Here is an 11,931-nt window from a genome sequence, read left to right on the forward strand (position 1 = left end):
AGATCGACGAAGTCGACCGCATAATTATTTGGTCGGAGGCCAGGGATGTTTTGTTCAATCCCGCCTCTCACGGGATTGAACAAAGATGTTTCTCTCTGCGTTCTTCGCGTCTTTGCGGTGAAAAAAATACTCTTTTCAAACAACTAAAGTGTTACAAAATTTTAAATATCTTTGGTTAGGCTTCCGTCAAGAACATTTTTAGATGGCAAGAGTTGATATTTCCCTTGCCGGGCAGTAATCCCTCATGAGCTTCTTCTTGCTATTATCTCCACAACATCCTATAGTGTGCTGTAAAAACAGAGGAAACCCCATTAAGCCTTTTATGGTATGAACTTTTTCCGCCGATTAAGAAAAGAAGACCCTTCGAAAATTTCCCAAGGATCGGACTCCCTGGAAAAAATATTTATCCATTTTACCGAATTACTCAAAGAAAATAACGAGACCCTGGAACTGATGACCGATTTGGAGGAAAAGGCCAGCGGCCATTTTCTTTTTGATATGCGTTATCTTCATTCCACCAGCAACCGGATTGCTGAAAAGGTCGGACTGATTGTAACGCACCTAACCCGCATTGCCCCGGAACGCTATGAGGAATTGCAGGAAATCTATGAACGCATCCGCTTTGAGGTCTCAAAGACCCTGGATAAAAAGAAAGGGATTCCAAAGGCTGATTATACCATAGACCTGGGTCAGATAACAGCCGGGATGCTTCCGCAAACCGGGGGAAAAAATGCCCACCTGGGGGAGGTCAGAAATGTTCTGGGTCTTCCCACGCCCGAGGGCTTTGCCATCTCCACTTACGCCTATATTCATTTTTTGTCCTATAACCATCTGCAAGACCGGATCCTTTCCCTGCTGAAGGGTTCCCTCCTGAAAGATCAAAGGACCCTGCAAAAGACCGAGGAAGGGATTAAAGATCTGATCCTTCAGGCCCGGGTTCCTCCGGATATGGAGGAGGCCATGTTGGCCTGGGCCCGAAAAATCGGGGCTGATGAAAAAACTTCTTCAGGGCTGGCCTTACGCAGCAGCGCCGTCCTGGAGGATACCCATTTCAGTTTTGCCGGTCAGTATGCCACCTTTCTAAACATTGGCCATGAGGAGGTCCCATTAAAATATAAAGAGATCATAGCCAGCCAATTCAATGCCCGGGCCATCTTCTATATGAAAAGCAAAGGGATTCCGGAGGAAGAAATGGCCATGGCCGTGGCCTGCCAAAAGCTGATCCCGGCCAAGGCCGCCGGGGTAATGTTCACCAGCCACTTTGATCCCGCCTATGGGGAGGTGGTCCTGATCAATGCCTTATGGGGGATGGGCAAATGGGTGGTGGACGGGGTTGTCAGTCCGGACCTCTATCTGCTGGATAAATCTAACGGCCGATTGATTAAACAACAAGTTTCCGACAAGACGAAAATGTTAATCAGCGGCCAGGGGCCAGGTCTTAAGGAGTCGCCTGTTCCTGTTTCCCTCCGGAGGATACCCTGTTTGAAGGCCGAACAATTAGCCACCCTTTGGAAATGGGCCGGTTTGCTGGAAGACCATTTCCATCATCCCCAGGATGTGGAGTGGGCACTGGATCCGGATGAACGATTGATTATCCTTCAGACCCGCAAGTTGCGGGGCTATGAGCGGTTCGAAAAGAAAAAAAACCTGGAAGGACTATCCGGAAAATACCCTATTCTGCTGGAAGGAGGGGCGGTAGGTGCTTTCGGCATCGGGGCCGGGCCGGTCTTCAAAGTCAGGACCCCGGACGACCTGGCCGATTTTCCCAAAGGGGCGGTCCTGGTGGCCCCCCACACCTCCTCCCGGTTTGTCTCGGTCATGGACAAAGCCGCGGCCATCGTTACCGACGTGGGCAGTGCCACCGGGCACATGGCCATCCTGGCCAGGGAATTTCATATTCCCACCCTGGTGGATACCGGGAAGGCCATGGCCTGTTTGGAGGCCGGCCAGGTGGTGACGGTGGATGCCTCTAACGCCAGGGTCTATGCCGGCCGGGTGGAAGTTTTATTAAGCGGTATTCCAAAAGAGGATTCCCTTTTTTTGAACACCCCGGTTTATGAAAGGCTTCAGGAAGTTGTCCGATATATCGTTCCCTTGAATCTGGTGGATCCCAAACTGGAAAATTTTAATCCCCGGTCCTGTCAGACCTTTCATGATATTATCCGCTTTGCCCATGAAAAAAGTATCGAAGAAATGTTCCGCCTTTCCGAAAGAGAAGCCTTCCAAAAATTACCGGCCCTTCGTATTAAAACAACATTACCCCTCAATCTTTATCTCCTTGATTTAGGAGGCGGGGTAAAAAAAGACGGCAGCCACCGTTTCCTGCCGCCGGAAAAAGTGATCTCCGTACCCTTCATGGCCCTCTGGAAAGGCATCACCTCTCCCGGAATCCGCTGGGCCGGCCCCATCGGCGTGGACGTCAAGGGTTTGCTCTCGGTCATGGCCCAATCGGCCACCCAACAATCCGGTGATTTCTGGGACAGGACCCTGGCCCTGGTCTCTACAAATTATTTAAACTTCAGTTCCCGTTTAGGGTATCATTTTGCGACCGTTGATTCCTATTGCGGACCGGTTCGCAACAACAATTATATTACTTTTGTCTTTAAAGGGGGAGCGGCCGATAATCTGAGACGGGGCCGGAGGGCCCGTTTTCTTGGAAAAGTCCTGGAGGAATTGGGCTTTGAGGTCATGATCAAGGAGGACCTGGTCAAGGCCGAATATCGTAAATATCCGCAGCCGATGATCGAAGAAAAACTCGGCCACCTGGGCCGCCTGATGGGCTGTGCCCGGCAGCTCGATATGACCATGTCCGATGAAACCATGGTCACCTGGTATGCCCGGGCCTTTTTAGAGGGAAACTATGAATTCAAGAGAAATTCCCAGTAATGAAATCATTTCCGAATGCGGATTTCGGATTTCGGATTTCGGAATTAAATTGAAAATTATTTCGGGGAGCTCTTTTTTTTGAACGGCACTCTTTTGAACTTTAACGAGGAACGAAATTAAATAAATTTTCTGCGCGTTTTGTGTTTAGATTCCGCAATCCGAAATCCGAAATCGAAAATGGTAAGGGGTTTTTCATGTTTATCCAAACCAAAAAATTTATCCTGAGTATCGGCATCTTAACGGTTGTCTTATTGATAGCCGGATTGATCGTAGGCTTTTATTCTCTTCGTTATGTCAAAGAGATCGTCAGTGAGCAATTCAATCAGCAGCAATTAGAATTGGCCACCCATGCGGCCCGTCAATTGGAAAACCAATTCTTAAATACCATTCAGGATGTAACCATACTCAATCAATCGCCTTCCGTCCAATACCTGGAAAAAGTCTCCTGGGCCAACCGCATCAAGATAACCCTTTCCACCATGCAGGAAACCGGGGTACAGGAGATCGGGCGGGTGAATGGTTCCGGGAAAACCCTTTTTGCCGTTACCCAAAAGCAGGAAATCCGTGTTACTCCCGGGTCCTATAGGATGCAGGAAGCCTTCCTGTGGGCCAAAAAACCGGAAAATAAAAACCGGATCTTTTTGGTCCCGGACGACAAAGAAACCGGGACCATTAAGAAGCCGGTCCTGAAGGTCATTATGCCGACCTATCTGGAATCGGCTGATGACGCCCATCCGGTCCCCGGCCATCAGTTTGCCGGATATATTTATCTGATTCTCGATAAAGAATATTTTGTAACCCAAATGTTGAAAGACATCCGCTCCGGGAAAACGGGTTATGCCTGGGCCATTGATAATGAAGGAAATTTTATCTATCACCCCGTTCCGGAATTTATTGGGAAAAATGCCTTTGCCGTCAGAGGGCAACGGGAGGCCAAGATCTCTTTTGATCAAATCAACCGTATCCAGAAAGAAAAGATGCTTCGCGGGGTCCAGGGAACCTCCTGGTACGTTTCGGGATGGCACCGGGGTGTCCGGGGAAACATCAAAAAATTGATTGCCTATTCCCCGGTCCGTCTCCAGGGGACCTCCCCTTCTTTTAATTGGGCCGTGGCCGTGGTCGCTCCGGTTACGGAAGTCGATGAGGTGATCCATACGGCCTATCTCTGGCAATTTATTATGCAGGGGTTCATTATTTTCGCCATCATCCTCGGCAGTCTGTCGATCATCGGCTTTGAATGGCAATACACCAAAACCCTGAAAACCGAGGTGGAAAGGAAGACCAAAGACCTGCAGCGTTCCGAAGAGCAGTATAAAAAACTGGTCGAAGGGGCCCAGGACATCATCTTTTCGGCCACCCGGGAAGGGCGGTTTTTATCCTTGAACCGTTATGGGGCCAATTTCCTGAGCGGTGAATTATTCAATCCCGAGGCCCAGGTAAGCCCCGGAACCCGGCATTATCAGGATCATACGGTGAAATTTATCGGGAAGGAACTGGCCCAATTTTTCCCCCTCAACGGCACCTTCCACCCCCAGCTTATTGAAGAGATCTGGCATACCGGAAGGCCCAAAACCATCGAACACAGCTTGAAAATAGGGGCCAATGATTTTTGGTTGAGTACCCAACTCATCGCCATTAAGGATGAGATGGGTCAGGTACAGGAGGTCCTGGGGATTTCCCGGGATATTACCGAAAAAAAGAAGATCGAAAAGCAGATGATCAATACGGAAAAACTGGCTTCCCTGGGACTGTTGGCCGCCGGGGTGGCCCATGAGATCAACAATCCCCTGGGGGTTATTCTGGGCTATTGCGACTATATGCTCGACAAGATACCACCGGAGGACAAGGTCCACAAGGTCCTGGAAAAGATCGAACGGCAAGGCAATCATTGCAAAAGAGTAGTGGAAAATTTACTCAGCTTTTCCAGGTACACCGAACACTCCGATACCATCAGTGATATCAACCTTAACCTGGAAAATGTTTTCGCAGTGGTGGAAAACAATCTCATGATCAAAAAAATCCAGTTGAAGAAAAATTTAGAAGCCAACCTGCCCCGGGTCAAGGCCGATCCGGTTCAATTGCAGCAGGTGTTTCTTAACCTGATGAATAACGCCGTGGCGGCCATGCCCAAGGGGGGTTTTCTTATGGTAACCTCCCGTTGGAATATTTATGACGACAAGGTGGAGGTGGTCATAGCCGACACCGGCACAGGAATCAAGAAAGAAAACCGGGAGAGGATCTATGATCCCTTCTTCACCACCAAAAAAGTCGGAGAGGGCACGGGATTGGGATTGACCGTTACTTATGGGATTATTAACCATTATCAAGGAACCATCAATCTGGAAACCAAAACCGAAGAAGAAGATCCGATAAACCATGGGACCAGCTTTACCGTAACCCTTCCCGTCTACCACTCGAAACGGGAAGCCGAAAAGAAGGGGGTGTAAAATGGCTGAAAAGATCCTGATTGTCGATGACGAAATCGATATGCTGGAGCTGCTGGAGTTGATTATCACAGATCGGACCGAATACGCGGTCGTGACCACCAATACGCCTCTGGAAGTCCCTGAATTGTTGAAGAAAGATTCTTTTGACCTGCTGATAACCGATCTGCGGATGCCGGATATCGACGGCATCGAACTCATCGAGATGGTCAAACAGATCGATGATCAAATCCCTTTTATTATCATCACGGCCTATGGAACCATCGAATCGGCAGTGGAGGCCATGCGCAAAGGGGCCTTTGACTATATTACCAAACCCTTTCGCCAGGAACAGATCCTTTTGACCATTGAAAAGGTCATGAAATGGAGAAGGCTCCAAAAAGAAAATATCGCCCTTAAGGCCGAACTGGAAAGGATCAAGAAGGGTACTAATGGGTAGGCTGAAAACGCTTTTCAGAAAAAAGGAATCGGGGCCGCACCCTGACCGGGTGATGGAGGCCCAGCTCCGTCAAAAATTCGGGGCCTTCCGAAGGTTGTTGGCCGACAATCAGGAGGTCATGGAGATTATCACCGATCTGGAAGAAAAGTATAATGGCGACTATATCTTCGATATGCAGTATCTCCGGGCCAGTATCAGACGGCTCTCTGAAAAAGTCTACAGCCTGATTCACCTTTTAAATGAAATCTCCAATCTGAAATACGGTGAGCTCTACCGGACCTATGAACAAATCTATCAGGAATTGACTGATCTTTTGGCCAAGAAAAGGAAAATCCCGGTGGATGACCTGGTCCTGACTTTTGACCGGATCACTCTGGAAAAGGAAGAGAGTGTGGGCGGGAAAATGGCCAACCTGGGTGAATTGCGCAACCGTCTCGGCCTGACCGTTCCGGAGGGATTTGCCATTACCGCCTATGCCTACAAGGAATTTATAAGGTATCATCACCTCCAGGAAGAAATCACCCAACACCTGACCCAATTAGATATCAACAATCTGGAGGACCTTATTGTGGTCAGCCGGGATATCCAAAAACGCATTTTAGAAAAACCTATTCCCCCCTTCCTGGAAGAAATCCTGGTTCAAAGCTATCAGGATCTGGCTGGAAAAACAGGCGGGCCGGTCAAGGTTTCCCTTAGAAGCAGCGCCCTGGGCGAAGACAGCCGGCTTTCCTTTGCCGGCCAATACGGGACCATCCTGAATGTCTCCAGGGAGGATATGGGGGAGAAATATAAAGAAATCGTGGCCAGTAAATTCACCCCCCGGGCCATTTTATATTTTATAGGCAAAGGTTTTCAGGAAGAAGATATTGCTATGGGCATGGGCTGTATGAGGATGATCCAGGCCAAGGCCGGAGGGGTTATGTATACCGTCGATCCCGGAAATCCCCAGCGCCCGGAAGCGGTCATCCACGCCCACTGGGGCCTGGGCAAAACAGTGGTCGATGGAACGGTTACGCCGGATGTCTTTTGGGTCTCCAAGGAAGGGCCTTACCAGCTTCGTCAATCCCATTTGGCCCGCAAAGAAAAAATGTTGGTCAATAACCCGGAGGGGGGTATCACCTGGAAAGAGGTGGCGCCGGACCTGCAGGACGGGCCATGTCTCTCTGAAACCATCATCGGCCAATTGGGCCGGATAGCCGGAATCATCGAAAACCACTTCAGCCACCCGCAAGATATCGAATGGGTCCTGGATGAAAGGGATGAAATCTATCTCCTGCAGACCCGGCCCCTTAAGATCTTCACTCAGAAAGGGATTCCTTCATCCCAGGAGATCCCGGAGCTTTCCCAATTTCCGGTTTTATTGGAGACCGGGGTAATGGGCGCCCAGGGGGTGGGATCCGGCCCGGTCTTTGTGGCCCACCAGGAACGGGATCTGGTCAACTTCCCGGCCGGCGGTATTTTAGTGGCCCGGACCCCCTCTCCCAAGTTGGTGACCATTATGTCCAAAGCCAAAGGCATTATTACCGACCTGGGCAGTTCGGCCAGCCATATGGCCGCCCTGGCCCGTGAATTCCGGGTACCTACCCTTCTGAATACCCAAAAGGCCACGGAAATCCTGGCCCCCGGGCTTGAAATTACGGTGGATGCCACCAATTGCCGGGTTTATCAGGGGAAGGTCGAGAAACTCATAGAATATGCCGAAGAAGAATCGGTTAACCCCTTTGAAGATACACCTCTTTTCATTCTCTTCGATAAGATCCTGACCCGCATCGTACCTTTGAATCTGGTCGATCCAACCCAGGCTGATTTTACCCCGGCCCATTGCCGGACCTTTCATGACATCATCCGGTTTACCCATCAAACCGCCACGCAGGAGATGTTTTCTTTGAGCACTTCTCCCTTGACGGCTTCAGGGGAAGCCCTTAGACTGGATACTGAAACCCCCTTGGAAATCTTGCTGGTGGATCTGGGGGGCGGAATCGACGCCCTGCTGAAAGGGAAGAAGGTCAAACCGGATCAGATCCTTTCCTGGCCGATGCGCTCCTTCTGGCAAGGGGTACAATCTATGAAATGGCCGGGGCCCAAGCCTTTGGATATGAAGGGCTTTGCCTCCGTAGTGGTCCGGACGGCGGCCGAGCCGGGCGGAGAAAACCGGATCTATTCCGAAAAAAGCTTTGCCCTGTTATCGAAGGACTATATGAATTTCAGTATCCGTCTCGGGTACCATTTGTCGACCATCGAAGTCTTGGGCGGCCCGGGGGAAAATGAAAATTACATCAAATTTATATTCAAAGGAGGCGGGGCAACCATCGATCGCCGGGATCGGCGGGCCCGGCTGGTGGCCACCATTCTGGAAAAAATAGGCTTTCAGGTGGGCCAGAAACTGGATCTGGTTGATGCCCGTTTATTGCACCATCCGAAAGAGGTGATGGAGAAGGTCCTTTTCTCTCTCGGGAAATTGACCGTCTATACCAAACAATTAGACATGGTCATGTTTAACGATGCCATTGTCGACTGGTCCATCGAGGAATTTTTCAAGGAACATATGGCACGGTAGGGGCGACCGGGAATATATCATAAATAATCGGTTGAATTAGGGTTCGGATAATTATTTTATTGATAAGGGATTTTTTTATTATGTATTAAGTCCCCATGCGCCCTTTGGGACGCCAAGAAGGATGAAAATGGTTTACTCCATACGCTAAACTCCGAACTTGATTTTCCGGTCCTTGAAGGACCTTGAACCCTGAACCTTGAACCGTATTTCGAACTAAGAGAGGACTATATGACCGGTAAGATCCTGATTGTCGATGACGAATTGGATATCCTGGAATTACTCGAGATGATTATTGCCGAAAGGACCCCTTATCTGGTAGTAACCACCAATAACCCTCTGGAGGTCCCTCATCTACTCAAAGAAAATCCTTTTGACCTGTTGATTACGGATCTGCGTATGCCCGGTTTAAGCGGCATGGATTTAATTCGGGAGGCTAAAACGATTTATCCGGATATGCCGGTTATTGTTATAACCGCTTACGGTTCTTCTCAGTCGGCCGAAGAGTCTATCGCCGAAGGGGCCTATGACTATATCACCAAACCTTTTCGCAAAGATCACATTATCATTACCATCAACCGGGCCATGGAGTGGCATGCCATGAAAAAAGAATTGGAAACCCTGAAGGCCCGGATAAAGACAGAATAGGAATAATGTTCAGCTAAACCCTCAGGCCCCAAGGGGAGCCACGAAGGATGAAAGAGGATTCAAGGGGCCGAGGGATCGAGGATTCAAGTGAAAGGCGTGGAATTTAAACCTGAAACTTGCATCTTGCATCTTGAAACTTGAAACTTTATTTTCTCACTAATGAGAGATGACGATGAGAGCCTTGCCCCAATTGCCCAAGACACGACCTTTCAGCCGAAGGCTTGCCACCATCGGGGGAGCCGGTCTATTAACCTTATTCCTCCTGGCCGGCGCCATCTTGATGGGACTGGCCATGTCCCGCCAGATGAAAGACATAGTCAGTGAACAATTTAACCAGCAGCAATTAGGGCTCAGCCGATTAATCGCCTCCCGGACGGAAGACAGCTTTAATTTAATCAGCAAAGAGCTGGTGGTCTTAAACTTGTCCCCTTCCCTTCGATACAGTGATCCGCACAGTTGGGTCAGACGGATAGGGATTACCTTATCTAACTTAGAGGAGTATGGGGCTGAGGAAATTCGCCAGATAAACGCCGCGGGAAACGAAGTAAGACTCCTGAATAAACATGGAACGGTCTTCGTTACTAAAGGGCGTTATGATCAGGATAACTATTTTATCTGGGCCCGGGAGAGAAAAAACAAAGGGAAAATATTTTTCGGAGATATCCTGACCGGATTAGACGAAAAGGGGAATATCATCGGGAGGCTCTATCTGGCCATTCCTCATTATTTATCGTCTCCTGAAAAGGGGAACGGAGGAGAGTTTTCCGGGGTCCTCCTCCTGGTGGTCAATGTAACCCGTCTGATGGAAAAATATACGGCCCATATCCAATCCGGGAAGACCGGGTACTCCTGGGTGATTGATGATAAGGGGCTTTTTTTAATCCACCCGGAGAAGGAATTTGTCGGCGAAAACGCCTTTGCCATCCGGGAAAAGAGAGAGCCGAAAATCTCCTTTGATGCCATCAATCGCATCCAGAAAGAAAAAATGCTCGCTGGCCAGGAAGGAACCTGATTTAACTTCTCGGGCTGGCACCGGGGACTCATAGGGAATATCAAGAAATTAATTGCCTATTCACCGGCCTTAATATCCCGGGAAGCGCCCAAAAAGTTTTGGTCCATTGCCGTGGCCGCCCCGATCAGTGAAGTCGAAGGGGTCATCCATTCTCTTTATGTGCGGCAATCCATCTTTCAACTGATGGTGGTTATCGCCCTGATCGCCGGGGGGATCAGCATAATCTTCTCTGAATTGCGCTATGGGAAGGCCTTGGGAAAAGAGGTGCAGAGGGCCATATCGGACTTGAAAGAATCGGAAGAACGCTATAAAAAATTAATTGAAAGTGCCGAGGACATCATTGTGACCGTCGATGAGGGAGGTAAGATTATTTCCATCAATCCCTATGGGGCGGCCCAATTTGGAAAAACCCCGGGAGGATTGCAGGGACGCAATTTGTTTGACCAGTTTGACTCCGCCAGCGGGGATCTTCAGAGGAATCTCTTAAAACGGGTATATGTCACTAAAAAAAGTAAGAGCCTGGAATACCAGGCGGTAATCGGCGATCAGGAATATTGGCTTCATGCCAACTTTAAACCTTTGCTGGATGCTAAAGAAAATATCCTTTCGGTGTTGGGGATCATTCGCAATGTGACTGAAAGCAAGGTAGTGGAACACCAGTTGGCCCATACGGAAAAACTGGCTTCCCTGGGTTCTCTAGCCGCCGGAGTAGCCCACGAAATCAATAATCCGCTGGGCATTATTCTGGGCTTTACCGACCTCCTTTTGGAAAAGGCTAAAGCCGGTTCTCAAGAGATGGAAATCCTGCAAACGATGGAAAGACAGGGATTGCAATGTAAAAAGATCGTTGAAAATTTACTCAGTTTTGCCCGGATTCCTGAAAAATCCGTTGACTTTTCCCGGGTCAATGACGATCTGGAGAAGGTCATGGCCGTTGTTCAAAACACCCTGTTGATGCGAAAGATCACCCTGACCAAACAGTTTCAAACCGATTTGCCCGAAGTCCGGGCCGATTCCCGGCAACTCCAGCAGGTCTTTTTAAATATTATTAATAATGCCATTGATGCCATGGGAAAAGGGGGAGGGAATCTGACTATCATTACCCGTCCGGCCAAGGAACCCAGTCATTTGGAGATCCTTTTCCAGGACACCGGCGATGGTATTAAAGAGGAATATCTGGGGAAAATATTTGATCCCTTCTTTACGACCAAAGGGGTCGGGAAAGGAACCGGTTTGGGCCTTTCCGTGAGTTATGCTATTATTACCAAGTTTAGTGGAACGATCTCGGTTGCGGAAAGTAAAACCGCCCAAAAATATCCGGGAAATTCCGGGACGACCTTTAAAATTACCCTGCCGACGAAGAAAGAGCAGGAAGGGTGACAACGCGTAACGCGTATCTAGTATCTCGTAACGCGCAACAGATAATTCTCAAATATCTTTGGTTTGTATTTTAGTTCCGACTTGTTCGGGATAGCGGAGGAAATCATGGCTGAACGGATCTTGATCGTGGATGATGAGTTGGATATGCTGCTTTTACTGAAGATGATTTTAACCGAAAAGACCTCTTATGAAGTGATTACTACTCCCAACCCCTTGGAAGTGGAACAACTCTATAAAGAAAAGGCTTTTCAATTGGTAATAACGGATTTGAGCATGCCCGGCATGGATGGGATCGAATTGATCGGGGTGGTTAAGAACTTGGATCCTTTGGTCCCGGTGATTATTATTACGGCCTACGGCAGCATAGAGTCGGCTATCGAATCCACCAAAAAAGGGGCCTTTGATTTTATTACCAAACCTTTCCGAAAGGAACAAATCATCTTAACCATTGAAAAGGCCCTGGAATTCCGAAGAATGCAAATAGAGAATATTCAGTTTAAGGAAGCCGGAAAAACAGAGGCCTGGCTGGATCAAAGCGCCTTTACTCTGCCCTATGAACAGGCCAAAG

The 11,931-nt window shown here is 48.8% G+C and carries 8 protein-coding genes; all 8 read left to right on the forward strand.

Annotation, left to right across the window (positions count from 1 at the left end; all coding sequences use genetic code 11):
- Positions 1-327 precede the first annotated feature (327 nt).
- Positions 328-2,886 carry a hypothetical protein gene (locus tag HY879_24285; protein MBI5606464.1) on the forward strand — a complete coding sequence of 853 codons (2,559 nt, stop codon included), beginning with the start codon at positions 328-330 and terminating at the stop codon, positions 2,884-2,886.
- A gap of 194 nt (positions 2,887-3,080) precedes the next feature.
- Complete coding sequence (locus HY879_24290; protein MBI5606465.1) at positions 3,081-5,333, forward strand: PAS domain-containing protein; 2,253 nt, start codon at positions 3,081-3,083, stop codon at positions 5,331-5,333.
- Position 5,334: 1 nt separating this feature from the next.
- A complete protein-coding gene (locus HY879_24295; protein MBI5606466.1) occupies positions 5,335-5,769 on the forward strand; it encodes a sigma-54-dependent Fis family transcriptional regulator in 435 nt (144 codons plus the stop codon).
- On the forward strand, positions 5,762-8,326 hold the full coding sequence (locus tag HY879_24300) for a hypothetical protein (protein MBI5606467.1): 2,565 nt from the start codon (positions 5,762-5,764) through the stop codon (positions 8,324-8,326). Before HY879_24295 ends, HY879_24300 begins: the two co-directional genes overlap by 8 nt.
- Positions 8,327-8,554: 228 nt before the next feature.
- On the forward strand, positions 8,555-8,971 hold the full coding sequence (locus HY879_24305) for a response regulator (GenBank protein MBI5606468.1): 417 nt from the start codon (positions 8,555-8,557) through the stop codon (positions 8,969-8,971).
- Positions 8,972-9,143: 172 nt separating this feature from the next.
- Positions 9,144-9,983: a cache domain-containing protein gene (locus HY879_24310; protein MBI5606469.1), complete on the forward strand. Its 840-nt coding sequence runs from the start codon at positions 9,144-9,146 to the stop codon at positions 9,981-9,983.
- A gap of 111 nt (positions 9,984-10,094) precedes the next feature.
- Positions 10,095-11,363: a PAS domain S-box protein gene (locus HY879_24315; protein ID MBI5606470.1), complete on the forward strand. Its 1,269-nt coding sequence runs from the start codon at positions 10,095-10,097 to the stop codon at positions 11,361-11,363.
- A 105-nt stretch (positions 11,364-11,468) separates the two neighbouring features.
- On the forward strand, positions 11,469-11,931 hold a 463-nt coding region (locus HY879_24320), incomplete at its 3' end, for a response regulator (protein MBI5606471.1).

It is taken from the genome of Deltaproteobacteria bacterium, assembly GCA_016219225.1.
Taxonomy (GTDB): domain Bacteria; phylum Desulfobacterota; class RBG-13-43-22; order RBG-13-43-22; family RBG-13-43-22; genus RBG-13-43-22.